The sequence below is a fragment of the Aeribacillus sp. FSL K6-3256 genome (assembly GCF_037965805.1).
In the GTDB taxonomy this organism is placed as follows: Bacteria; Bacillota; Bacilli; order Bacillales; family Aeribacillaceae; genus Aeribacillus; species Aeribacillus composti.
The window spans coordinates 1,153,583-1,178,903 of sequence record NZ_CP150188.1 but is presented as its reverse complement, the minus strand read 5'-3'; the positions used below and the strand labels follow the sequence as shown (position 1 = coordinate 1,178,903).

The 25,321-nt window shown below is 37.2% G+C and carries 22 protein-coding genes and 2 pseudogenes; 9 read left to right on the top strand and 15 right to left on the bottom strand.

The window, feature by feature from the left end; translation table 11 throughout:
* Nucleotides 1-10: 10 nt before the first annotated feature.
* Both NSQ84_RS05800 and NSQ84_RS05795 read right to left on the bottom strand, forming a co-directional pair.
* Nucleotides 11-274 (bottom strand): hypothetical protein, encoded by a 264-nt coding sequence (locus NSQ84_RS05800; RefSeq protein WP_063386432.1) that lies wholly within the window; start codon nucleotides 272-274, stop codon nucleotides 11-13.
* 644 nt (nucleotides 275-918) lie between these two features.
* Nucleotides 919-1,041 (bottom strand): hypothetical protein, encoded by a 123-nt coding sequence (locus tag NSQ84_RS05795; RefSeq protein WP_261308773.1) that lies wholly within the window; start codon nucleotides 1,039-1,041, stop codon nucleotides 919-921.
* A gap of 410 nt (nucleotides 1,042-1,451) precedes the next feature.
* Here NSQ84_RS05795 and NSQ84_RS05790 point away from each other — a divergent pair, with 410 nt between their 5' ends.
* Nucleotides 1,452-1,970 (top strand): type II toxin-antitoxin system PemK/MazF family toxin, encoded by a 519-nt coding sequence (locus NSQ84_RS05790; protein ID WP_311067069.1) that lies wholly within the window; start codon nucleotides 1,452-1,454, stop codon nucleotides 1,968-1,970.
* Nucleotides 1,971-2,842: 872 nt separating this feature from the next.
* The gene (locus tag NSQ84_RS05785; protein ID WP_063386435.1) at nucleotides 2,843-3,181 is read left to right on the top strand and encodes a thioredoxin family protein; all 339 of its coding nucleotides are present in this window, start codon (nucleotides 2,843-2,845) and stop codon (nucleotides 3,179-3,181) included.
* A gap of 632 nt (nucleotides 3,182-3,813) precedes the next feature.
* On the opposite strand, the gene NSQ84_RS05780 is transcribed toward NSQ84_RS05785, so the two are convergent.
* On the bottom strand, nucleotides 3,814-5,130 hold the full coding sequence (locus tag NSQ84_RS05780) for a (Fe-S)-binding protein (RefSeq protein ID WP_327859071.1): 1,317 nt from the start codon (nucleotides 5,128-5,130) through the stop codon (nucleotides 3,814-3,816).
* Nucleotides 5,130-6,542 carry a glycolate oxidase subunit GlcD gene (gene glcD / locus NSQ84_RS05775; RefSeq protein WP_063386437.1) on the bottom strand — a complete coding sequence of 471 codons (1,413 nt, stop codon included), beginning with the start codon at nucleotides 6,540-6,542 and terminating at the stop codon, nucleotides 5,130-5,132. Before glcD ends, NSQ84_RS05780 begins: the two co-directional genes overlap by 1 nt.
* Before the next feature lie 134 nt (nucleotides 6,543-6,676).
* Between glcD and NSQ84_RS05770 the strand changes: the two genes are divergently transcribed.
* Nucleotides 6,677-7,807 carry a sugar diacid recognition domain-containing protein gene (locus NSQ84_RS05770; RefSeq protein WP_327859062.1) on the top strand — a complete coding sequence of 377 codons (1,131 nt, stop codon included), beginning with the start codon at nucleotides 6,677-6,679 and terminating at the stop codon, nucleotides 7,805-7,807.
* A 397-nt stretch (nucleotides 7,808-8,204) separates the two neighbouring features.
* On the opposite strand, the gene NSQ84_RS05765 is transcribed toward NSQ84_RS05770, so the two are convergent.
* The 4 genes from NSQ84_RS05765 to NSQ84_RS05750 all read right to left on the bottom strand — a co-directional run bounded on the left by NSQ84_RS05765 (nucleotide 8,205) and on the right by NSQ84_RS05750 (nucleotide 11,014).
* Nucleotides 8,205-8,777 (bottom strand): DJ-1/PfpI family protein, encoded by a 573-nt coding sequence (locus tag NSQ84_RS05765; protein ID WP_063386439.1) that lies wholly within the window; start codon nucleotides 8,775-8,777, stop codon nucleotides 8,205-8,207.
* Nucleotides 8,778-8,833: 56 nt separating this feature from the next.
* Complete coding sequence (locus NSQ84_RS05760) at nucleotides 8,834-9,544, bottom strand: iron-sulfur cluster assembly protein (protein WP_063386440.1); 711 nt, start codon at nucleotides 9,542-9,544, stop codon at nucleotides 8,834-8,836.
* A gap of 52 nt (nucleotides 9,545-9,596) precedes the next feature.
* Nucleotides 9,597-10,625: an amidohydrolase family protein gene (locus NSQ84_RS05755; RefSeq protein ID WP_327859064.1), complete on the bottom strand. Its 1,029-nt coding sequence runs from the start codon at nucleotides 10,623-10,625 to the stop codon at nucleotides 9,597-9,599.
* Between the two features lie 263 nt (nucleotides 10,626-10,888).
* The gene (locus tag NSQ84_RS05750) at nucleotides 10,889-11,014 is read right to left on the bottom strand and encodes an NAD(P)-binding domain-containing protein (RefSeq protein WP_082829538.1); all 126 of its coding nucleotides are present in this window, start codon (nucleotides 11,012-11,014) and stop codon (nucleotides 10,889-10,891) included.
* 455 nt (nucleotides 11,015-11,469) lie between these two features.
* On the opposite strand from NSQ84_RS05750, the gene NSQ84_RS05745 reads away from it, so the two are divergent.
* The 3 genes and pseudogenes from NSQ84_RS05745 to rpsN all read left to right on the top strand — a co-directional run bounded on the left by NSQ84_RS05745 (nucleotide 11,470) and on the right by rpsN (nucleotide 13,536).
* Nucleotides 11,470-12,669 carry a GTP-binding protein gene (locus NSQ84_RS05745; RefSeq protein ID WP_066249901.1) on the top strand — a complete coding sequence of 400 codons (1,200 nt, stop codon included), beginning with the start codon at nucleotides 11,470-11,472 and terminating at the stop codon, nucleotides 12,667-12,669.
* A 20-nt stretch (nucleotides 12,670-12,689) separates the two neighbouring features.
* The gene (gene dcd, locus NSQ84_RS05740; RefSeq protein WP_066249898.1) at nucleotides 12,690-13,232 is read left to right on the top strand and encodes a dCTP deaminase; all 543 of its coding nucleotides are present in this window, start codon (nucleotides 12,690-12,692) and stop codon (nucleotides 13,230-13,232) included.
* A gap of 44 nt (nucleotides 13,233-13,276) precedes the next feature.
* Nucleotides 13,277-13,536, top strand: a pseudogene (gene rpsN, locus NSQ84_RS05735) (30S ribosomal protein S14).
* A 343-nt stretch (nucleotides 13,537-13,879) separates the two neighbouring features.
* On the opposite strand, the gene NSQ84_RS05730 reads toward rpsN, so the two are convergent.
* The 3 genes from NSQ84_RS05730 to NSQ84_RS05720 all read right to left on the bottom strand — a co-directional run bounded on the left by NSQ84_RS05730 (nucleotide 13,880) and on the right by NSQ84_RS05720 (nucleotide 17,071).
* The gene (locus tag NSQ84_RS05730; RefSeq protein WP_339212351.1) at nucleotides 13,880-14,404 is read right to left on the bottom strand and encodes a GrpB family protein; all 525 of its coding nucleotides are present in this window, start codon (nucleotides 14,402-14,404) and stop codon (nucleotides 13,880-13,882) included.
* Between the two features lie 747 nt (nucleotides 14,405-15,151).
* Nucleotides 15,152-16,066, bottom strand: coding sequence for a TIGR03943 family protein (locus NSQ84_RS05725; RefSeq protein ID WP_242513805.1), 915 nt, complete (start codon nucleotides 16,064-16,066; stop codon nucleotides 15,152-15,154).
* Between the two features lie 12 nt (nucleotides 16,067-16,078).
* Nucleotides 16,079-17,071: a permease gene (locus NSQ84_RS05720; RefSeq protein ID WP_327859065.1), complete on the bottom strand. Its 993-nt coding sequence runs from the start codon at nucleotides 17,069-17,071 to the stop codon at nucleotides 16,079-16,081.
* Nucleotides 17,072-17,969: 898 nt separating this feature from the next.
* On the opposite strand from NSQ84_RS05720, the gene NSQ84_RS05715 reads away from it, so the two are divergent.
* The 3 genes from NSQ84_RS05715 to bioA are packed head-to-tail and all read left to right on the top strand — an operon-like array spanning nucleotide 17,970 to nucleotide 20,618.
* Nucleotides 17,970-18,533: a biotin transporter BioY gene (locus NSQ84_RS05715; protein ID WP_063386449.1), complete on the top strand. Its 564-nt coding sequence runs from the start codon at nucleotides 17,970-17,972 to the stop codon at nucleotides 18,531-18,533.
* Nucleotides 18,533-19,255 (top strand): dethiobiotin synthase, encoded by a 723-nt coding sequence (gene bioD / locus NSQ84_RS05710; RefSeq protein ID WP_327859066.1) that lies wholly within the window; start codon nucleotides 18,533-18,535, stop codon nucleotides 19,253-19,255. The genes NSQ84_RS05715 and bioD overlap by 1 nt, the downstream gene beginning before the upstream one ends.
* Nucleotides 19,245-20,618, top strand: a complete 1,374-nt coding sequence (bioA, locus tag NSQ84_RS05705; protein ID WP_327859067.1) for an adenosylmethionine--8-amino-7-oxononanoate transaminase — start codon at nucleotides 19,245-19,247, stop codon at nucleotides 20,616-20,618. Before bioD ends, bioA begins: the two co-directional genes overlap by 11 nt.
* 316 nt (nucleotides 20,619-20,934) lie before the next feature.
* Here the strand turns inward: bioA and NSQ84_RS05700 are convergent.
* The 4 genes and pseudogenes from NSQ84_RS05700 to NSQ84_RS05685 form a co-directional block, all read right to left on the bottom strand.
* A pseudogene (locus tag NSQ84_RS05700) lies at nucleotides 20,935-21,039 on the bottom strand (IS110 family transposase); the annotation flags it as partial.
* Nucleotides 21,040-21,274: 235 nt separating this feature from the next.
* Nucleotides 21,275-22,246: a carbohydrate kinase gene (locus tag NSQ84_RS05695; protein WP_327859068.1), complete on the bottom strand. Its 972-nt coding sequence runs from the start codon at nucleotides 22,244-22,246 to the stop codon at nucleotides 21,275-21,277.
* A gap of 16 nt (nucleotides 22,247-22,262) precedes the next feature.
* Nucleotides 22,263-23,744 (bottom strand): sucrose-6-phosphate hydrolase, encoded by a 1,482-nt coding sequence (locus NSQ84_RS05690; RefSeq protein WP_327859069.1) that lies wholly within the window; start codon nucleotides 23,742-23,744, stop codon nucleotides 22,263-22,265.
* A gap of 79 nt (nucleotides 23,745-23,823) precedes the next feature.
* Nucleotides 23,824-25,266 carry a sucrose-specific PTS transporter subunit IIBC gene (locus tag NSQ84_RS05685; protein ID WP_327859070.1) on the bottom strand — a complete coding sequence of 481 codons (1,443 nt, stop codon included), beginning with the start codon at nucleotides 25,264-25,266 and terminating at the stop codon, nucleotides 23,824-23,826.
* Between the last annotated feature and the right edge of the window lie 55 nt (nucleotides 25,267-25,321).

Genomic DNA, 25,321 nt, shown 5'->3' with positions numbered 1-25,321 from the left:
ACCTTATAAATTATGTTTTTATTTCTATTGTAATAGATTTGCAGAGAGATTGAGACAAGATTTTGATGGGGATTTTTTTGCTGTTTTGATTTTTTGGGTATATTTCGTTTTTACGATCTGTTTTGTAAGCGTTCGCCAACCATCTCATCCTGTTTGTATGTGCCTCTTTTGTTTTTTTAAATCCTTTCAACACTTTTAATGCTTGTAAATCGGTGTTCCTGCCGTTTTCCGAAATACTCCCGGCAAGCGGTGATCCACGCGGTTCTATCTCCATTGAGAAAACCAGTCCATCATCGGGTCATAGCTGTATTCTTCCATCATAAACCCTTCAAGCCCTTCCTACACCGGCTCATTTCGTCTGATGCACATAGTGACGTTTGTTTACCAAGGGCACTCATGATCGATGTACTCCAACACCTGTTGAAGCAGTTCCCCGAAGGTTTCTTGAATCATCGAAAATAATTCCATTTCGATCTCTTTTAATGTTTGCCCACCTCTCTTTTCTCCTTGTGTTTGGTTTGTGCACTTATCACAATACAGGAGGAGAGTCCTTTTTGCATTTATTTTGCCTTTCCCCCTACCATTTAAGAGAAACTCCTGCTTCTAACGGAAGGATCTTATCTTTCTCCAACAAACATTTTACTCATACAGAGCGAAGATGCATATGAATGCTAATTTAATAAATGTACAATTTTGATTCTCGCATGAATACTGAACTTGAGGGAAAAGAGGATGCATGTGAAATGAACAATCACAAAAGAGATGAAGAGACCAAAACACTTTTTCTTCTTTTGCTCTTCCTCTTTGGCCACAGTGATCATTTTGTGTGTCTCCATGGATTCCTTTAGAAACCGCGTGAGAAGTTCATCCCTTTCCTTTATGTATTTCTGTTGTTGATCTAACCTCATCATGAGTACTTTAGCAGATCGTTTTGTTTGGCACCATCACTTTTAACGTTTGTATATTATCGTTATAACGATCTAATTCCCGTTTTGTCTTCATTTCGCAAACTGCTACGTTTGATTGTCGAACACATGCCATTACTGCTTCTGCCGCTTGTTTCTGGCGTCATATCGCTGCTCTGTTTTATCTCCATAAAACGCTTCAAGAGAATATAATGTCTTTTCTAAATAGCCTCGCTCCCACCCGCGTCTTGCTTGGAGAATGAGAGCATACTTTCTTAAAGCAGATTCCTTCATTCTTAACTAGGTACACACGTCTCTCGGTTCAATCAATATTAGTCCTTCGTCTATATCACTAGTCAAAACACCGATACATTCTGTTATAACACTGTTATATAATCATTCTATTGATGTTTCGGCATACCCTGCAAACGACAAAATGATGGGAATGTATAGCGAAAAAATATTGAAGCTTTAACAAACTTTAAGATCATGACGTGATACAATCATGAGTGTAACGGTATAAAACAAAGGGAAAGGGAGAAGAAGATGGAATCAGATGCAGTAAAACGTGAGCGATTACGTTTAAAAAAAGCTGACAAAAAAGCTAAACTAGACGAATGGTATCCCAATAAGATCACATTAGCTAATGAATGGATTGAGAATGAGCAAACGCAAATGAAACGACTGATCGTTCAAGGGGCCATTTTCACTTGTGAACTCGGGGAAAATATCGGCACAGAGCAAAACGGAGAACGACCGGTGCTTGTCCTTTCTAATAACAGAATTAACCGTACATCCGGTAATGTTAAGATAGCTCCGCTGACTACAAAGTTAAAAACCAAAATTATAACAGATCGGAAAGGAAAAACAATGGTATCGCCAAAACTTGCGACACATTATTTTCTCAAAAAGGAAGTCTATCCGTTTTTAACGCAGACTTCCGCCGTAAAGGTGGAAGAATTAACGACAGTCAACAAAGTAAGGCTAAAGCAACATATCGGCAATATAAACAAGGATGATTTAAATAAGATTATGAACCGTGTAAAATGGGTATTTAATCTGTAACGTACTTACAACGTATTGACAGTGTATTGATCATGTATTGACATTTCCCAAGGTTTTTTCTATACTTAGAATACAAAATAAGTTGTCTGTCTCGTCACAGACCATTTCACACGTGAAAAAACGTGGATTCGTTTGTGTTTTCCAACGGAGAGGAGCCTAAATGGTTCCTCTCCTTGCATAATATCAGCAAAAAGCTCATAACTTAATAATAAGTTGCCTGCCGCGTCGCAGGCCATTTCACCCCGTCAGCGGGGGATTCATGTTTTTTTGCCCCAGTACTTAGGTGCTGGGGTTTAATGTATTTATTGGAGAAGATTTCTCTCGAAGAAAATCTCCATAAAGGTCTGCGATGTTGAACGATTCCGCATCAAAGCGGCTGAATGACTTGTGTAATTCAACATAATTAATGTACGTGTTCACTTACAAGGGGTAGAAAAGAGCATCCGTTGATTTTGCTGCCTGCTGCCTAATAAATAGAAAAAGGTATTTTTGCCCAGCAGATCAACGAACAAGAACAATACAAAGGGCAATAAGTTAAAATTTCTTTGTTATATACAAAAAAGACTTCTAACATCATTCGTTTTTCCGTTTTCTTTCCTGTTAAGGTAAGCGATATCATCCGCACAATTTGAAATCATCGAACGTTTACTCTCAGATTTGATTCATCACTTCCAGTTTTTGTTCATAATCGTTCTTCCAAATATTTTCTATTCAAACGATTAAAGAATAGAAGCCGTCAATACACATCTTCTAAAGCCCCTCCAAGTGAATCTCCCGCTTCTCAACGTGTGAAGCATCTGTTCAATTTCTTTATACCTTCCTATGGTATAATGAAGTAAGTTTTTTGATCATGAAAGGAGACGAAATGAATTTTGCAGACAAACCATGATTTATTTTCCATAGAAGATGTCGAGCAATTTATTAATAGTCATCATTTGGCATTTTTATATATATCCAAAACAAATTGCAGTGTTTGTCATGCTTTGCTGCCAAAGGTGGAAAAAGTGCTGGCTGAGTTTCCAAAGATTCAAATGGGCTTTATCAACGCGGATGATATTCCGAACATAGCTGGTCACTTATCCATATTTACCGCACCTGTTTTAATTTTATATGTCGATGGAAAAGAGGTTTTGCGAGAAGCGCGGTTTGTTCATGTTGAGCAGTTTAAGGAGAAAGTGAAGAAAATTTATTTTTTAGCGGAGCAATCGTAACTTGTTTGCGGGTGAAGGCACCTTTTGGCTGAGATTTTTCACAGAGGCGGAATGCTAATAATGTATTCCATGAGCGGAGTCTTCTACACATAGGGGCTGTCTAATAAGTCGATTTTCCGGCTTATAGACGCCCCTTTAATATTTTAGAAACGTTGATATATCAATGATTATGATGTTTCATTCTGGACAGCCCAAAAAATATTCTTGTTCTAAAAGGGAATGAGCCTGCTTAAAGTTAGACTGGATCATCAAACGAAAGCAAACTTGCCAACGCCGCAAGAAAAATCTCCAATGATAAAAATGAAATCTGGAATAAAAAGAAACGTTTAGTTATTTCATTCATGAAAAATCTAAATGTTTTGCCAACCGTAAAATCTATCTTGATGGCGGTTGAAATAACGGAATGCATGCGCGGTACATTCCGTTTCTTTTCTTCATTTTATGTTGAATTTAACTTAAAATCAGACACAGATGCTTCCGAAGGTCTGAAACACTTGAGTAAAAGCTACTTCAAACAAGTCCGCTTCTTAGAGAAAGTCCTCCCCCATAATCATCTGAACAAAAAAACTGCAGCTTAGCAATTAAACATTCACATTAAGTTTCAAAATTACATCAAATATAGTGCTTGTTCGTTATTTCGCTGCTTCTAACAATAGATCCACAATATGAACAGCTTTTACATCCTTTAATCCTTCTCTTTCAATTCCTAGCTTCATTTGCATGAAACATCCTGGATTAGCTGTTACTATTGTAGTGGCTTTGGTTTTTTTCATTTTTTCCATTTTCTGATCTAAAATTTCCATGGATGTTTTCGGTTCGACAATGTTATAAATGCCTGCAGAGCCGCAGCAGCTATCGGCATTTTCCATTTCTGTGAATGTTACTCCTTTAATTGAACGAAGCAATTCTCTAGGAGCTTTTGACGTTTTCATGACGTTTCTCAGGTGACAGGAATCTTGATATGTGACGACTTGTTCAGGAAGTGAAAGGCGAAATTGTTTGTGAAAATCAAGCTCATATAAAATGGACGTAATGTCTTTTATTTTTGCAACAAATTTTTCAGCGCGCTCTGACCATTGCGGATCATCTTTTAATAAGTGATCATATTCAATCAAGAAAGCGCCGCAGCCACCCGCGTTTGTTATAATATAATCTACTTCGTTTTTTCCAAACGCTTCAATATTTTGTTTTGCTAATTCTTTCGCTAGTTCTTTTTCTCCGCTATGACCGTGCAAAGCTCCGCAGCATGCTTGTGTTTTGGGAATAACAATTTCACACCCGGCTTTTTGCAATAATTGAATGGTTGCATGATTTGTTTCGAGAAACAACGTGTCCATTAAACATCCGGAAAAGAAAGCAACAGTTGCTTTTTTCTCTCCTTTTGGCGGGAAATATTCAGATCGCTGTTGCAGTGTCTTTCTCTCAGGAACATCAGGCAATATTTTTTCCATTTCCCGGAGATGATCTGGAAACAGTTTCATAAATCCTATTTTACGTGCCGCTTTTTGAAGTCCAGAGCTTTGATAAAATCCAACTAAGCTAGTTATGTTGATTAAATTATTTTTCTTAGGAAATAGTTGTTTAAAAACCACATTTCGAACTGCCCGCACAGGTAAAGAATGCTTTTTATTTTGGTTAATTATGTCTCTTGCTTCTTCTAATAAATGTCCATAATTCACACCCGATGGACAAACCGGCTCACACGCACGACATCCTAGACACAAGTTTAAAGACTTTTCAAATTCATCATCCGGTTGAAGGACCCCATCATAAACTGCCTTCATTAAGGCAATTCTTCCTCTTGGTGATTGGCTTTCTTTATATCCAGACACAATGTAAGTTGGGCAAGATGGCAAACAAAAACCGCATCTCATACAATTTAACAGCTCATCTTCGTCCATGCGTTCCTTGAAATCTCTTTGGATATTTTGCTTTTCTGATTCTGTCATCATTTTGAGATCACCACTCGTTTTCGTGTATCCTTTGCAAATAATTTCCCAGGATTCATAATATTGTTTGGATCCAATGCAGCTTTGATCGACTTCATCACATCGATGCCAGATTTTCCTAGCTTCCATTCTAAATAAGGCGCTTTCATGGCTCCTACTCCATGTTCTCCAGTAATTGTTCCTCCCAGTTCAATGGCCTTTGCAAATATTTCAGCAAAAGCTTTTTCCACCCGTTCCATCTCATCTTTCTTCCGAATATCTGTCGTGCAGGTAGGATGAAGGTTTCCGTCTCCCGCATGACCAAACGTGCATATTTTTACGTTATGTTTTGCGGCTATTTCATTAATGGCTTTGACCATTTTGGCAATTTCTGATCTTGGTACAGTCGCATCTTCTAAAATAGTAGTTGGTGCTAGTCTGGCTAAGGCGGACAAAGCGGTGCGTCTCGCTGTTCGTAAAGCTTCAGCTTCTTCTTCTGACTGGGCAATTTGTACAGATACGGCGTTTTCACTCCTGCATATTTCTTCCATGACCTTCATATCTTTACTCACATTTTCAGGCGTTCCATCTTGTTCAATCAGTAATACGGCTTGAACGTCTGTTGGCAGTCCGATTTGTGAATAGTCCTCCACTACTTTTAGCGTCGGCTGATCTAAAAACTCTAAAGTTGCCGGAATTACTTTATTGGCAATAATTTTCGATACGGAACGCGCAGCAGCTTCTAAATCTTGAAATAAAGCAAGCATTGTCTTTTTTGATTCAGGCAGTGGGATCAGCTTTAATGTCGCTTCTGTAATCACTCCTAACGTTCCTTCAGAACCTATAAATAAGCGCGTTAAATCATACCCTGCCACATCTTTCGCTAGCTTTCCTCCTGTTCGAACAATTTCCCCATTAGGAAGAACCGCCTCTAGCCCCAGCACATAATCACGAGTTACTCCATATTTCAGTCCTCTTAATCCTCCAGAATTTTCGTTAATATTTCCCCCAATTGTAGATATTTTCATTGAGCTTGGGTCTGGTGGATAAAACAAACCTTTTTGTTCCACCGCATGGATTAAATCAAGTGTGATAACTCCCGGTTGACATGTGACGGTTAAGTTTTCCTCATCGATCTCTAAAATTTTGTTCATATGTTTAAATAGAAGAACGATTCCTCCTTCAACAGGACAAGTGCCGGCGCATAAGTTCGTACCAGAGCCCCGCGGAACAATCGGTATTTTATTTTCATTACATAATTGCAATATTTTAGATACTTCCTCTGTATTTCTAGGCGAAACGACCGCATCCGGAATCGATTGAAAATTTGGAGTCGCATCATACGAATATACTAACCTTTCAACTTCCGAATCTTCAAAATTTTCTTCTCCTACAATATTTATGAATTCCCTCTTTATATCAGGAGCAATCATTCAAACCCCTCACTTTTATTCTTTTCGTTTTATTATAAAGAATGAGAGTCATATTATCTATGTATGATGATATAATTAACATACCAAAAATGCCTATTTTATTGTCTTTTTAACCAAAAGGGTGGTGATACGAGTTGCAATTATCCCCAAAGCTGGCTGCTAAAATTATTTCAGAGGTTCAGGACGTAGTCAAAGAGGATATCATATTAGTTGATATTAATGGGATCATCATATCCTCCACTGATGAGAGTCGGATCGGCTCTTTTCATGAAGGAGCTACGATTGTTATTAAGTCCAAACAAAAGCTTTACATTGATCAAATCAAAGCACAAGTGCTGAAAGGAGTCAAAGCAGGAATCAATATGCCCATTATGTTTCATAAGAAGGTAATTGGAGTGATCGGAATAACTGGCGAACCGAAACAAGTGGAGCCTTATGCGGACTTAATTAGAAGAATGACAGAGCTCATTATACAAGAAGCATATTATACTGAAAGAAACGAATGGGAAATAAGAGGAATAGAATCGTATCTTTATGAATGGATCAATGCTTCGTCTGTGGATAAAGATTTTTTAGAGCGCGGGTTTATGTTAGGCATTCCTGTGTATGACACTCATGTTTGCACACTCATGGAATTGGAGATACACACATTAAATAATTACGATATTCATCGAATTCAAAAAGAAATCATAGAATTGTTTTATTCTATCTTCGGGAAAGAAAAACATTTTATTGTTCGATGGGGGCAAGAGCGCTTTTTAGTATTAAAAAAGATGGATGCTTCTTATAAACAAAATTATTTTTACAGTCAGTTAAACGATTTAAAAAAAAGATTCGAAAACAGATACAAAAGCACTTTAGCTATTGGCATAGGAAAAACAGCTTGCAAACACATGATCAATAAATCTTTTAAAGAAGCACAAAAAGCATTAAAGGTAGCACGAAAAAATAAAAGCATTGTATTTTATGAGGATCTTATATTAGAAATCATCTTGGAAGATATTCCATCAGAGATGCAAAAGGATTTTTTGAAGCGAACCATTCATATGATGGAAAAAGATCAAATTCTAATCGAAACGTTACAACACTATATGAACAATAATCAATCGATCAAAAGAACGGCAGAGGAAATGAATATCCATATTAATACACTGCACTACCGTTTAAATAAAATCGAAGAGCTGACAGGAATTAACCCTAAAACAACAGAAGGAATTGTCATATTTTATATATCGTTACTGTTATTAAATTCTTTAAACCGTTAAGTCCGTATAATTTGATCGAAACGGGAGTGAATGAAAAAAGACAATCGGCAAATGTTGTTCGGGGAGACGACCGGCAGGAAAACTTTGGGATTGCTGCCATACACCAAGCATTAATTCCATAGTGTCTTTCAATGGGCAATTTCCTTTTAGACAAGTAATTAAGAACTGCTCTAAATGTGGAGAACGTCTGGACACATGTTTGACATTCCAATGATTTTCTCTAACTGTCTCATTTGAACGTCACTCAAAATCATCCTCATTGGATTTCCTCCGCTTACATCTTGGATTCGATGATAAACGTATTTTTCCTGATGAAACAAAAAATCCCGAATATCGAACTTTTTTCAAGTATCCGATATTCGGGTTGCATTTTCAAATACATCAGCCCTTTTAAGTTTTAAACAGCAGACTTTTCTCTTACATTCAACAATTTAAAGAATTCTCTCATGAATCCCGGTAAATCCGGCCAAGCGTGGCCCGATACAATGTTCCCATCCACATGAAGCATTTTTTCCACATAAGTAGCGCCTGCTGCTTCCACTTCTGGTCTACAAGCAGTGTAAGCTGTCATCTCTCTTCCTTTGATATATTCTCTTACAGTTGTTAAGACTAATTGTCCATGACAGATCACCCCAAGAGGTTTATTTTCTTTTAAAAAGTGAGCAGCAATTTCCTGAACCTTTGGATTCATACGAATATATTCAGGCGCACGCCCTCCTGGGATAATTAATCCATCATAGTCGGCAGGATTAATCTCATCTACTGATGCATGAGATTCGATTTTATATGCCCATTTTTCTGTAAAAGTCTCCATTTCAGGAAGGAAATCATGGACAACCGTCTGGAGCTTCTTTTTAACAGGTGAGGCAATTGTACAATTAATATTTTCTTCAATACAACGATAATAAGGATAAAACACTTCTAATGCTTCAGCAGCATCGCCAGTAATAATAAGAACATTTTTACTCATCTTACATCACCTTTCCTTTTATTATGAAATTATTTGTACGCTGTAAAAATTATGAATCATTTTGCCAAACTGCCTTCATAAGCAGCAGACAAATTATATCGTGCCTCCAACAATCCCCGGCAATAATGCGCATTAAACTCCATGCTCAACCTTGTCAGCTTGGCGCCTTTCAAGTAATCTGAAAACTCTTCTTCAGTCAATGGTTTCCCTTCTGGAGTTGTTATGGCAAATGTACTTGAGTGATGGAATACTTTTTTCTTCTCCAAATATTTTTCTCTTAACAGCCTCCCTTCTTCGGGCAGGGACAGTTCATTCAGTTCTTGTAGAGATAAAGACGTAATTTCTTCCTTTGACATTCCTATTTTTAGTAGATATTTCATCAGTTTCTCTTGCCTTGCATAGTAGGCTTTTATATCAAAAGTTTTGCGCAATTCTTCAAGATCTCCGTCAGATACATTATGGAAGACTTCGCGAAACGATTTTCCTGCTGATGCTCCGTGATTAATTTCATCGGATGCACAATGATCGAGTAAATGAACTTGAACCGTTTTTACCCATTCAATCTCAGATACATATTTCCTTATATCTTCAGCCATGATGTAGGCAAAGTTAGGAGAGCACCAATAAGTTGGAAGGCGAAAGACTACTTTAACATGATTATCTTTAACGATGACTTGATCGATAAATCCCAACTCTGTTAACGGCTGATCCAGTTCAGGATCATACACTTTTTCAAGCATGCTATATACTTGCTTTTCTTTATCCATTACCTCCCTTTCACCTCCCTTTTAAGTCTTTTTATCAACTATTCTCTATTCGTCACGCTATCCGTTTGGATAATTGACAATTTTTTAATTTTTCTTTTTGTTTTTCGATATCAATGTTATATAATCTCGCTGCATTTCCTGCTAAAATCTTTTTCTTCACTTCCAAATCAAATGTAACTCCAGTCTCTTCTTGTATATCCTCTGGAAGCTCAAATTCAAGAAACTTTTCAATGATCCATTTCGGTTCCCATATAGCATAGTCACTTCCAAAAATGATTCGGTCTTCATCAAGCCAATACAACAATTCACTTATAATGTGAGCAAAATAACGAGGTCGATCATGAATTAAAGCAATGGCAACTGCCAAACCTGCATAGACATTTTTCTCTTGTGTAGCAATCCAGCAAAAATCTTCTAATCTTGGAAGCCCTACATGTTCGACAATAAAGTTCAGTTCAGGGAAACAGCTTGCTGCATCATCAACATCTGCTACGTCAAATGCATCCCGATTTAAAGGAGTGATCGTCGGCCCCTTATGAATGTGTATGTTTCTTATCCCCAGTTCTTGACATTTTTCAAGATATCTTTTTGACCAATCATCAGATAGTTTATAGCCCTTTGAATTACCATACCAATCAGCTGTATATAACTTGACCCCTTGCCAGTTGTATTTTTCTTTGTTTTCTTCTAATTTTTCTAAGCCTCGTTCGCCATGCCGAGGATCGAATGTTCCATTGCAAATAAAACGATTAGGGTACTTTTTTGAAAGCTCCTCATTTGCATCAAAATTACCAAAGCCATTTTTATAAAACTCTTTTAGAAAAACTGGCTGAAAAATCGCCATATCCACATATCCTTCCATAAACACGTCATTCACAAGTTTTTCTGGAGAATACTTTACAAACTCATCTTTCGGCCACAAATATTCTTTCGGACTTAGATTTTTGTGATAATCATAAAAACAACTAATAAATTGTTCTCCGTGGATATTCAATTGATTCTCCTTGCTTCCATCCCATAAGGCAATGTGTGCATCAATAATAAAAATTTCTTCACCATTAGATGCTTTAATCAATTTCATTCCCCCTCACATGAGATTAATTAAATAATTGAAAACGCTATCATTTTTTACGAATATTCATTGATGTTTATCAGGTAATAATACTTTATTTTCTTTTTATTCAGAAAATTTTAATCAAATTATACTTGGTTCATCCTCAATTTGATATATACACTTAAACAAAAAAACAACCATTTCTCCAGCAATTTTTTGGGTGATTAAACAAATTTTTTATAATCAAAAACAGACAGCGAAACAGCGTTTAAATCTAATGCACCAAATCCTTATCCTGTGAACGATGGCGTAATAAATCTCATCTCCTTCGGCCATTGCATAAACGATGACCCAATACGGTCACGCTCTAAAATTCCGCAATTTTTAATTCCTAATCGTTTTAATAATATCCCCATTCCAATCCCGACAGACCCGCTCCTACGATTAGAATAAAAGGGTTCATCTCTTTTCCACTCCTTGAAAATAGTAAAAACTATACCATCTAAAACGGAATTTGTGAATGGATAATCTTTTTTCCATTTATAAAAGCATTGTGCACATTGATTTCAAGCTTCCAGAAATTGTTCATGATGTGTATTGTACGATTGTTTTGTAGAAGACCTTTCTCTGAAGTACTTTTTGGCAGCTATGGATGGATTGCACCAACCGTTCTGCTTTTATGTATATCGTTTAATATTCGGCTTGCGGCATTCTAAATCAATACTCCCACAGTTTATTTTGCATTTACGAAAAAAATATGTTTAAATATTATATAAATCGTAATGATTACGATTTATATAAATTGGTTTTCAATTATCTCGAACCAATCTGAGGTCAAAGAAAAACTTTAATTGTTGAAAGGAAGATGACAATGGATAAAAAAATACCTGTGACCGTTTTAAGCGGCTACTTAGGAGCAGGGAAAACTACCATTCTGAATCATATTTTACAAAATCGCCAAGGGCTCAAGGTAGCCGTTATTGTGAACGATATGAGCGAGGTCAATATTGATGCTGAATTAGTCAAACAAGGCGGAGAGCTTTCAAGAACTGAGGAGAAGCTAGTCGAAATGTCAAACGGATGTATTTGCTGTACATTAAGGGAAGATCTATTAATTGAAGTAGAAAGGCTCGCTAAACAAGGAAATATCGATTATATCATTATTGAATCGACTGGAATTAGTGAGCCAATCCCAGTTGCTCAGACTTTTTCATATATTGATGAAGAACTAGGAATCGATCTGACGCGCTTTTGTCGATTGGATACGATGGTGACGGTTGTAGATGCCAATCGATTCTGGAAGGATTACCAGTCAGGTGATCGGCTATTAGATAGAAAGCAAGCGTTAAGTGAAGACGATACTCGTGAAATCGCAGACCTTCTTATTGACCAAATTGAATTTTGTGATGTGCTCATCTTGAATAAGTGTGACTTGGTGTCTGAAGAAGAATTGGCAAAGCTGGAAAAGGTATTAAAAACATTGCAGCCAAAAGCGAAACTTATTCGTACTGTCAAAGGTGAGATTGATCCTCGAGAGATTTTAAACACTGGACTATTCAATTTTGAGGAAGCAAGCTCTTCAGCAGGATGGATCAAGGAGTTAGAGCAAGGGCATGATCAGCATACACCGGAAACTGAAGAATATGGAATTTCTTCCTTTGTTTATTCAAGACGTTTGCCTTTCCATTCCGAGCGCTTTTACAATTGGCTTCACTCCATGCCCGAAAATATTGTAAGGGCAAAGGGAATTGCATGGTGCGCAACTAGAAATAACCTTGCCCTTTTGATGTCACAGGCAGGACCTTCTGTTAGTATTGAACCGATCTCTTATTGGGTCGCTTCTTTACCGAAAGAAGAGCAGCAGCAAATTTTAAAGGAAAACCCTCATTTGCTGGACGAGTGGGATGATCAGTTCGGAGATCGGCAAACAGAATTAGTATTTATTGGAATAGATTTACGCCCTGAAGAAATTATAAAGGAATTGGATAAATGTTTACTAACCGACGCTGAGTTTGATCAAGACTGGTCTACTCTTCCAGATCCATTCCCTTGGAATTTACAAAAAGTGTAACTGGAGGAAGGAAAGAAGGAATGATTTTATCTGGAAAAACTATTCTTGAGAAAATACAACATAAAGAATTGGTCATTGATCCCTTAACAAAAGAGCAAATTCAACCTGCTTCAGTAGATTTGCGCCTTGGAAATCATTTTCTTGTGATGGATGAGCACACCAATGCTCATCTATCATTAGAGGCGAAAGCGAAATATAAAGAAGTAGTGGCTGAAAACGAGAAAATTGTCATTCCCCCCTTCTCTTTCTTGCTTGCTACTACTATAGAAACCATCGAGCTGCCGGAAAATCTTACTGCTTTTGTAGAAGGAAGAAGCTCGATCGGCCGCTTAGGGCTATTTATTCAAAATGCCGGTTGGGTTGACCCGGGATTTAAAGGACAAATCACGTTGGAACTGTTTAACGCGAATCGCCTACCGATTGAATTAACGATAGGAAGAAGAATTTGTCAGATTATCATTTCTAAAGTTGATCAAGAAGCAAAACCATACAGCGGAAAATATCTATTTCAAAAAGGAGCGACAGAAAGCCGAATTTTTCAAGACGATGATGTCACGCAATAATGAGGAATTTTCAATAATAAATGATATGACAGGAAGGACGAACATTGGCTAAAAAATCAAAAATAGCGAAAGAAAGAAAAAGACAAGAATTCGTTGTTAAATATGCTGAGCTAAGACGAGAGCTAAAGGAGAAAGGGGACTATGAAGCTCTTCAAAAGCTCCCCCTCCTATCCGTCTAAAAAATCGTTGTGAAATTACCGGAAGGCCAAGAGGTTATCTCCGTAAATTTAAGCTGTCGCACATTGCATTCCGTGGGTTAGCCTACAAAGGACAAATTCCAGGCGTCAAAAAATCAAGCTGGTGAGTCAAAAATATTTCACCAATGTCTAATAGGCTGAGGAAATAAGAGCGGGCGTAAGCAAAATTGAGCTCTTTATTTCCTTATGTTTTTTTATAAATAAAAATTGGAGTTGATTTTCATAAAGAACTTTTTTGTTGGTGAGATCAAATTTATTCTGAACATATACAATATAATACATAAATAGTATAAAATAGTAATGGGGAATCCTGCAAGAAAGAAATAGCTTAAGGGTTTGCAACCAATTTGTTTTAGTCTTCTCCAAAATTTTGGCCAACAAAATAATTTCATAATAAGTATATTTTGTTTTTTTCCTGGACAACAATTGCTTGACCGAGTTTCTTTTTCTTTATTTATTATTTTTTGATGCCCATTTGAGAGATTTTTCAACCATCTCATTGACAAACGATTCTTTCCCCTTTTGATATTGATGAGTATGATCTGGAAACTGTTTTGCTAATTTCATTTTTAATTCACCATATTTTTTAGCTTCATCTGGATTTTTTATCATGTATTCTTTAAAAAGCAAATGTTTTTCAATATTTTCGTGGCCAATTTGATAAATATGTACATGGTGTGTTCGGTTATCTTGTCCTTTTGGGAAGTATCTTCTACCAGATATCCCATTTTCCCCTCTCGGTTCATATCCCAATTCCTTCATTTTTTCATTGTATAAATCAACCTTTTCAATATCTTTAACAACAATCAAAATATCGATAATTGGTTTTGCGTAGCCGATTGTCGGAATAGACGTGCTTCCTATATGGAATATATCAACGATTTCATCTTTAAAAATAGCTTTAAGTATTTTCGCTTCTTTCTTATACGATTTTTCCCACTCTTCTGTCCACGGAAGTATTATCGTTTTTCTCATATGTCACCCTCTAGATCAATTAGATTTACTTTTTATAATTGAACATAAACATGATAAAGGGGAACCAATTCATCTCGCCTCGCGACAGCACAAATTATGTAAAACTTCTCCTCTTCCATGAGAGCTTGACAACATTTCTGCGGTTTAAAAAAGATTGGTGATCCTCATTATTTTTAACTTTTTTTGCAGTCCCCTTGAAGAAAAAAATAGCGGCTCACGAAATTTTTCTGCTTCCTCCACTCTCTTCTAAGTATAAACCTCTTCCGCATCAAATTGAATATTGTAAATCTTTATGCTTTACTTGAACTTAAACTTAGTTCCCTTTTTGACCATTTGAGCTGCGAAATTTTTGTATTGTTGCTTCTGCTGAAGTATTTTGTGCTGATGAAATGTATAACGGCGCATGAAAAGTTGAACTCATAACAGCTGAAGGAGCGCGATTAGTAGAGATGTGAAAACGGAGAAGTTACATTCAAAACCATTAGGACAAGCATATATAGCGATTGATGAGTTAATCACGAATGGTTTTAAGAAAAATTTAACGGCCTTTCCCCGGTTGAATTCCGAGAAAAGACCGCAGCTTATTACACTCTTTTTTCACAGTCTTCTTAACAGGGAGATGTGCACTTAATATACTCTTTTTTACTATCTACTTGACAGAGACATGGGAACAAAAGGCTTTCTTTTTTTAGCCTACCATTCTTCAACAAACTTCGGAACATGCCAGACATCGAACCCTTTAGTCAGTTAGTATTCTTCATAAACGTACGGTTGGTCTGGTACCTCGATCATTTCTATAGCGGGTTGTTCAATGACTGGAATGGTTGATTGATGATACGTTGTTTTATGAATGGTACCTGTAACTTTAATCCAAGTGTCATCCTTCAGCTTCGCAACATTTTCTCCCTCCACCAGCATGCCGTAAACACTCGCATCGGCGATACAACATGTAACACCAAAACGAGCCACAACGAGTTGGTTCGAACGAAAATCTCGTTCGCGAAAAACAAAGCCCGTAATTTCGACTTTTTTTCCAATTAATTGTTCGACATTTTCGCTAATCATATTAATGGTAGAAATATATTTTTCATCTGTCACAACAATTTTATCCGTTCCGATTAAATCGTTTTTCAACTGCTCATTTTCCTTTTCTGTACTTTGAACAGCCGAATTGTCCTCTTGCAAAATCTCATTTACTCGCTCGTCTACCTTTTTCATATAACCTTCTGGATCACGCAAATATTCCTCTACTAAATCTTTCTCTTCCGTTTGAACCTGCGAATTGGTACTCTCCGCTAATGGCTGTGCACCGAATTGAACGCCTCGTTTCGAAGCGACAGAACTGTCCAACACATGATTGGACAGCATTAATCCGATCATTACTGGCAGCAAAAAGAGCGAATAAATAAACACCGTACTAGCAGGCGTCTTCGGCATATAATGTTCTCCATCGCAATGACAATGACTCTCCGACGTATTCATGCCGCTCCGCAATATTTGCATTCCTCCTAATATAAGCAGCACAAATAGCGCAAAATATATAAATGGAAGCATTTTCGGCGATACATAATTCGCTAATTGAGAAGTCAATAAAAGCTTAAAAAGCAATAGTGCATATCCTGCTAATATAATTCCTCGAATGAACATATGAAAAGAACGCATAGTCTCCCTCCCCTATAAAATGTTTAAAGATTGCAGAAGAATGATACTGCCATAAATGACAACCGTTACTACGAAAATGAATACAGCTACAAATTTCGGTTTAAAATAGGCAAACAGCATAAACGTATTTTTTAAGTCAATCATCGGACCGTAAACAAGGAAAGCAACAAGAGAACCGATCGTAAACGTTGAACCGAACGAAGCTGCGACAAACGCATCCGCTTCAGAACATAATGAGAGAATGTACGCTAATCCCATCATGACTGCAGGTGCTACAGTCTGATCTCCCCCGATTTCCAGCAGCGTCGTTCGATCAAAACCCGCTTGAAAAGCACTTGCAACAAGCGCACCAACAATTAAATAGCGCCCTACATCGAAAAACTCATCACTGGCGTGCAAAAGTGTTTCAAGCCAGCGATTTTTTGCATGATGATGATGTTCATGCAAATGATGCTGTTTTTTTAATGGTAAGCTAGTGCGAAAAAAGAAATAAATGATTGCACCGATAACGATCGATGCGACAAACGCTAGTCCCATTCGGGCATAAACGACATCCATGTTTGTTTGAAAAGCGTAATATGTAGAGGCAAACACAACCGGATTTAAAATAGGTGCCGTCACCATGATAACGACGCCTAAATGTAGCGGCATTCCCTTTAAAACAAGTCTTCGCACGACCGGAACAATCGCACATTCGCAAATAGGTAAAAATGCGCCAACAATTGCGGCGGGAACGAGAGCGAGAATCGGGTGCTTCGGAATGAAGCGTTTGAGCGTATCCTCTGAAACAAATGTTTGAATGAGCGCTGATGCAAATACACCAAGTAAAATAAATGGAATGGCCTCTAAAATAATGCTTAAAAACAACGTACTTACATTTAAAACTTCTTTTGGAATGAAACTCGGATCAATAAGACGATCCCCGAATAAAAACAGCAATAAAATCCCGCCAAATAAGGCCGTACCGGCAACATCTTTCCCAATCTGTTTTCCTGCATTTTCCATCGTTCATTCTCCTAACATTGTTATTAATAAAACAGAATGATTCTTATTTTCTATATGCCTGTTTATCTTTTAACATACCAATTAGCAGTTGTCAAAGAGAAAAAAAATAGACCTTACCAAACTATGTTTAATAAAGGCAATTTACAATTAAAGAAAATGCAGCAAACTTTTGTCAAATTTTTCTACACATTTTTGTAAACACTATTACTCCTTGAGTTTCCCGACTGCTCATAAATATTTGTTTACCCTTCTGAAACGACGAACTTTGTTGTTTTTACTTGAACTCATCATTCTCCAGAAAACTATCCGTCTTGCAAACTGGACACTGTAAAAGAGATGGTGTTTAAAAGATTGCGAAACAGTAATTCATAAACACGAACAAGAACTTTCTTGATTATAAACTGAAATCATCGGCCGCTTGATCGATCAGATCTTGAACGTGACTGAAGGAGATGAATGAAATCTCCTGTAGAAATGCTACATCTTTCGTGCGCTAAAAAAAATGGCACCCAAACGTTTTTCGAAAGTGCGGGTACCAATTTTAGTGATGCCGTTTTTCTTTGCTCCTCGGTTTATATCATAATAAGCTTGTGCTCTTTTAATCCGGAAGCAGCGGGCGGAATAATTCGCCGTGTAAGAAAGAATGTGCTGCAGCTCCCGATTGATTTTGAATCGCTTATATCTATCTATTAATAGTCAAAATTATCCGGGTCTGGACCGAAAAAACTTCATGCTTCACTGGCAAAATCGGTCTTTCGATGATTGCTGTTATAGTTGGCAAAGTTCCCTTCATTAACCTCCTTCTTCTTTAATATGTTAACCAAATAAAATTTTTAGTTGACATTTCTATCATTCTTCTTGCATAATAAATAACAAATATTGTATTAGGAGGAAAAGCATGAAAATCAAGTCGATGGTGTTAATTGCTCTTTTTGCGGCGTTAACGGCGATCGGTGGGTTTATTAAAATCCCTATTCCATATGTCCCATTTACGCTGCAAATTGTATCTGTTTATTTAGCTGGGTGTTTGTTAGGTCCGAAACTCGGAATGTTAAGCCAGCTTGTTTACGTTTTGATTGGACTGGCAGGTGCGCCTGTTTTTGCGGAAGGAGGAGGTCCAAGTTACATTTTTAAACCTACATTTGGTTATTTACTAGGTTTTGTGTTAGGAGCATACGTCAATGGCTGGTTGATTAAGAGATTTCAATTGGTAAAAACATTTTCTATTTTCCTCGCTAATTTCGCCTGCCTTCTTGTAGTGTATCTTCTTGGCTGTCTTTGGTTATATGCAGCAATGAAATTTATTTTCGATAAGTCGTTAACGATTGCTCAAACATTATTATTTGGTTTTGTGATTCCTATACCGGGAGATATTTTCTTATGTATCCTATGTTCCATCATCGCAGCGCAGATTCTTCCACGGACGAACTTTTTGATTCATAAACAAGGAGTTGCATCTTAATGGGAAAAGCGATTTTTATCACAGGGACCGGAACAGAAATTGGCAAAACGATTGTCACTTCCATTCTATTTCTGGTATTGAAAGAAATGGGAGTGAAAACAAAAATATTTAAACCCATTCAAACAGGTGTAGTAGAAGAGAGCGATTCTTTTGCCGATCAATATTGGTATGAAGAAGTGATTGGAGAAGAAAAAGGCTCTACGGGGATGTATTATATGGAGCCTGCTGTTTCCCCTCATTTAGCTTCAGAGATCACAAATACTACGATTCTGCCAAATGAAATAAAAAATAAAATTTTAGAATTAAAAAATCAATACGATGTTGTTCTAGTAGAAGGAGCAGGTGGACTCGCGGTTCCGCTCATTGAACATTCTAACGGATTTTATATGACAAAAGATTTAATTCAAGAATGTGAATTGCCAACAATTCTCGTGTCTCTGGCTGGATTAGGAGCTATACACCATACACTCACAACTGTAAATTATGCCGAAAAGCACGACATTGATATCCTTGGGCTTATATTTAACCATTTTGACCAATACAATATGATTCATATTGATAATGTACGGACTATACATAAGATGTTGAATCTTCCTATCATTGCTAAATTGCCAACAATGGACTCTTTGTCTAAAGACAGTCTTACTCAATTAGCCAACACATTGATATCCAAGCAAGAACTTAAGAATGTATTGTCAGGGGGATTAGAAATTGAAGTATAGGTACGAACAGTTAGAACAACTTGATAAACAATATGTATGGCATCCTTTTACCCAAATGAAGTCTTATATCGAAGAAAAGCCGCTCATCATTGAAAAAGGAAAGGGAAGCTACCTTTATGATGTCGAAGGAAAAAAATATTTAGACGGTTATGCATCTTTATGGGTAAATGTTCACGGACACAGTGACCCTGAATTAAACGAAGTGCTTCATGAACAAATTGAAAAAATCTCTCATTCTACGCTTTTAGGGTCCGCGAATGTTCCTTCCATTTTATTAGCAAAAAAACTAGTGGAAATTTGGGGAGGAAATTTATCAAAAGTATTTTATTCCGATACAGGGGCTGCTGCCGTTGAAATTGCATTGAAGATGGCATATCAGTACTGGCAAAACATTGACCCTGTCCGCTACAAAGATAAAAACAAATTTATCTCATTAAAAGAAGCTTATCACGGGGATACCATTGGTGCTGTAAGTGTTGGCGGCTTGGATTTATTCCATCGAATCTTTAGGCCGCTATTGTTTGAACGAATTGAAGTACCTTCCCCATATGTATATAGAATGGACGAATATGGCGATGAAAAGGAAATTGTGAATTATTGTTTAACAAAGCTAGAAGAAACGCTTGAACAGCATCATTCAGAAGTCGCGGGTATGATTGTCGAACCGCTCGTTCAAGGAGCGGCAGGAATCATTGTACATCCGAAAGGGTTTTTAAAAGGTATTGAAAAGCTTTGCCGCAAATACAATATTTTGCTTATTTGCGATGAAGTGGCTGTTGGATTCGGCAGAACCGGAACATTATTTGCCTGCGAACAAGAAGATGTCCAGCCTGATATTGTTTGCTTAGCCAAAGGCATCACAGGAGGATATTTACCGCTTGCGGCAACATTGACAACAGAAGAAATTTATTCTGCATTTTTAGGAGATGTTCATGAAAATAAAACATTTTTCCATGGTCATACATATACGGGAAATCAATTATCTTGTTCTGTTGCGTTAAAAAATATTGAGTTGATCGAACAGAGAAACTTAGTTTCGGATGTCCAACGAAAAGCTCATGCGTTGGCAGATAAATTGCAAAAGCTTTATGAACTGCCGATCGTCGGTGATATTCGTCAAAAAGGACTCATGATTGGCATCGAAATCGTCAAGGATAAGAAAACAAAAGAAATATTCGAGCGCTCGGAGCAGATTGAGCATAAAATTATTTTAGAAGCTAGAAAGCGCGGGCTTATTATCCGACCATTAGGTCCTGTCATCACGTTTATCCCTGTTTTGGCGATGACCGATGATGAGCTAAAGACCGCTGTTGATATTATTTTTTATTCGATTGCGGAAATGGTAAACATCAAGCAGTTTTAAGATGAAGGTACTTTATCGTTGCAAGGGGATGTCTCATGTTTTGAGACATCCCCTACTTACAATTAGTCAAGAGTTTTTAGTAAATCTATTTGTTTCAGTGGATTTATTTAGGGGGCTGTCCAGAAAGTCAAAATCCACTGAAAACGAAACATCATAAGCATTGATATATCAACATTAAAGGGGCGTCTATAAGCTGGAAAATCGACTTATTAGAAGCCCCTAACTAAATAAATTTACGCATGCCAAATAGCCCCCACGATTTTTGCTTTTTTTCCTAAACAATTACGAAGTTGCTGATGCGATTTCGTAATTGTAGGCGATTATGTAATATTTCCCCCTCATAAATACAAATCTGAGCAAAATTATAAATAACCATATAGCTCTTTCCCATACTAACATCAAAGGCAATGACACTTTGCATAAACCTTCCTCCATTATTTGTAGAAGCCTTCATATAACCTTAATGATTCCCTTTTCTTATCCACGATCTCATGGATCCAACATATTAAATCTGATTCTTATAAGATCCGTGAAGTAGGCCAGTTTTTCATTGCGAACTCATAGTTCTGGGGCTGTCACGACCTTTTCTCCACTCCTACTAAAAAATAGCAGCACAGACCTTGACCGTGGTCTATGCTGATAATCTTAATATGTATTTATTTACATGAAATAAAGTTAAGGATTTCTTCTTTTGTCGGTAAGGATGAAATGGCACCTTTTCCTGTTGTTGTGATCGCACCGCTTGCATTGGCAAAGGTGAGGATTTCTTGATGGTGCTCATTTAATACATCTATTAAGTTATCATGGTTTACTTCTTTTTCGAGTAGTTTATATAAAAAGCCACCGATAAAGGCATCTCCTGCACCTGTAGTATCCTGAACCTCAACTTTGAAACCAGTTGATTCATATTTGGCATTCTTCGTGTAAAGGTCGGCTCCATTAGCTCCTTTTGTGTAAATAACGGCTTTTACATCACCTGTGAATAAGTTTTCAATCGCCTCTTTTTCATTAGTGATTCCTGTGATAAACGCTAATTCTTCATCGGAAATTTTGATGATATGTGCTTTCGGAATAAATTCTAAAATCGTTTGTCGACATTTCTCTGCACTGTTCCATAGTGGAAGGCGAACGTTGGGATCAAAGCTAATGATTCCCCCATTTTCTTTAACAAGTCGAATTGCTTTTTCATGGGCTTTTTTCATTGGGCTTTCGACTAGATCGACGGAGCAAAAATGTAAAATATCTCCTTTGACAAACCAACTTTCTTCAATTTCATCTTCTGAAAGCAAAAGATCTGCAGAAGGATTGCGATAGAAGGAAAAATCACGTTCACCATCATCGCGCAGCGAAACAAATGCTAATCCTGTATTCGCTTCATTTGTTCGCTTTATTTTATCTGTTTTCACACCGATTTTTTGTAACTCTTCAATTAAAAAGTCACTAAAGGCATCCATTCCAAGCTTTGTGATCATTGCAGATTCTGCTCCAAATCTCGCAACAGCTGCTGCAACGTTTGCTGGGGCTCCCCCAGGTGCACGTTTAAAAGATTGAACATCCTTTAATGCTTTGCCTTTTTGCATTGGAATAAAATCAATTAACACTTCACCAATTGAAAATAAGCGCCCCATTGTCTACACCTCCCTTTTAATTTATAGTGGATAAGTTATATTTCGTTGTGTCTAATGTAACTTTTCCGTTTCGTGCAAAGAAGCGAATATCTGTGCTTTCAGGTCTTGGAAAAATTCGGCTCGTAAATACTTCAACGCCGTCATTGATAAAAATTTCGACAGAAGACGTATCAACAAACAGATGAAGCTTTAACGTATCCCCTTCAACGCTGCACGTTCTTGTTGTTCCATATTCTTTAGCTGGAACCTCCCCTGAATGGGTACGGTCTAAGGTCACCTTTTGTTCCTTTCTGTTATAGGAGATGACCGTTTTTTCATCTTTACATGACCGGAATTCAATCCCGACTTCATCTGCTTCCATGTTCGTAAATTCACAAATAAGTTCATACGTCGTCCCATTGAATCCTGCATACATTTTTTTCTCATCATCGAGAATATCTTTCACATTTATCGAATCTTGTCGCAATGCTTCTAGTTCTTTTACAGGACACTGAATAAGCTTTCCATTTTGAACGGTCAACTCTCTCGGTAATGTTAAACAATGAGCCCACCCATCCTTATCAGTTGGATACTCGATTTCGGGAAGACCCATCCACCCGACTAAAAGGCGACGTCCCTTATGGTCAATTGTCGTTTGTGGTGCATAAAAGTCAAATCCACGGTCTAACTCAACAAACTCACCGTGTTCAAAAACTTTAGTCTTTAAATCTAGTGTGTTCCCTAAAAGATAACCAGATTGATAGATATTTTGAAATTGATCTCCCTTTGGCTCTAACCCTTGTGGTGAGAAGATCAGCACACCTTTTCCATCTAGTTCAAAATAATCGGGACATTCCCACATAAATCCAAATTCCTTTAAGTTTGTTTGAACCTCACCTTCAAATGTCCAATTTTTTAAATCAGGTGATGAATAAAGAACAATACAACCTGTTTTGTTTTCCCTCTGTGCCCCGATAACAGCATAAAAAGTGTCATTTTCCTTCCAAACTTTCGGATCGCGATAATGATCGGTATAACCTTTTGGAACTTCTTTAATAACCGGCTCTTGTAATTTTTCAATACGTCCATTTTCATTCATTACCGCTAAGCATTGATATGGATGACGAACCCAATTTTCATCTCTTGTATTTCCTGTATACATTAAATGGAGCTTACCGTCATGACAAATAGCACTACCTGAATAAGCTCCGTGAGAATCAAAATAATCGTTCGGCTTAATACCAATTCCGACATTTTGCCAATTGACAAGATCTTTTGATTTTGTGTGATACCAATATTTTAATCCATGAACAGGACCTAGCGGAAACCATTGATAAAACAAGTGATATTCTCCGTTAAAATAAGAAAAACCATTTGGATCATTTAAAAGTCCCGTTACTGGTTGAATATGAAATTTCTGACGCCAAATGCTTTTGTTGACTTTTTCTTTTAATGCATTCAATTCTTCTTTTGTCGCTTCTTCGATTCGGCGATACCGTTGTTTTCTCGTCCATTCCATCTTTAAACCTCAAACTCCTTCACGATGTAAACACAGGGCCTGACCTCTTTTTAAGGATCAGACCCCAATATTTAATTTATTAAGATGCTTTTTCTGCTGCTTGTTCTTTTTTCGCTGCACGTTTCGCTAAAATGATGGTTGTTACGAATGCAACGATGAATGAAATAACCATTCCAATTACGTATGGAACTATGGAATCTGGACGAATTGAAATAATACCTGGTAAACCAGCTGCTCCAAGCGCAACAGCTTTTACTTTAAAGATCGTAATAAATGCGGCTGATATAGCTGCACCTGTAATAGCACCAATAAATGGATAACGAAGCTTCAAGTTTACACCAAACATAGAAGGCTCTGTAATTCCTAAAAGAGCCGAAATACCAGCTGCGGACGCAATACCTTTAATTTTCTTATCATTAATAATCATAAAAACAGCTAATGTTGCTGCACCTTGAGCTACGTTTGACATAGCCGCAACAGGGAAAATAAACGAACCACCTGTTTTAGCAAATTCTGCTAACAATTGTGTTTCAACTGCAATAAAGCTATGATGCATACCTGTAATAACGATTGGGGCATAAACTAAACCGAATAACGCACCACCAATGAGTCCCGTAGTATCATATAACCAAACAAGTCCGTCTGTTAATAAGTTACCTGCAGAACGAGTAATCGGTCCTACTGCTGTAAACGTTAAAATGCCTGTAATAAAAATCGTTAATAATGGCGTTAATAAGTTATCAAGTGCAGACGGAATATATTTGCGTAAGAATTGTTCTGTTTTCGCTAAAATAAAGGATGATGCTAATACAGGTAATACGGTCCCTTGATAACCGACTTTTTCAATTTCAAATCCGAAAATACTCCAAACTGGAATTTCACCGTTCGCTAAGGCGCTACCATAACCCCAACCATTTAATAAATCAGGGTGAACCATTAACATACCTAAAGTAGCTCCTAAGTACGGGTTACCACCAAAGCGCTGTGTAGCGGAGAAACCAATTAAAATTGGTAAAAAGACAAATGCCGCATTGGCAAATGTATTAATAAGTGCTGCTAAGTCCGCTATTTCTGGATATGCATCAATGAGGGACTTACCTTCAATAAATAGATCCTTTGCCGTTAATACGTTATTAATTCCCATTAAAAGACCGCCAGCAACAATGGCAGGAATAATCGGAACGAAAATATCAGAAAGTAGCTTCACTAAACGTTGAATTGGATTTAAATTTTTCGCTCCAGCATCTTTCACATCTTTTGTAGACATTTCTTGAAGTCCAGTTAATTTGGTCAATTCTTGATAAACTTTGTTAACTGTACCTGACCCTAAAATAATTTGGAACTGTCCACCCGTTGAAAAAGTTCCTTTTACATCGTCCATTTTGTCAAGCGCTTCTTGATTTATTTTACTTTCATCATTTAAAACTAGACGTAAACGTGTCGCACAGTGAGCTGCAGCAGAAATATTATCTTTTCCACCAAGAGCTTCTAAAATTTCTTTTGCGATTTGATCGTATTTCATAGCTTCCTCCCCCATTTATTTAGTGGAACCGGTTCCATTTTTCGCGATTTAGGAA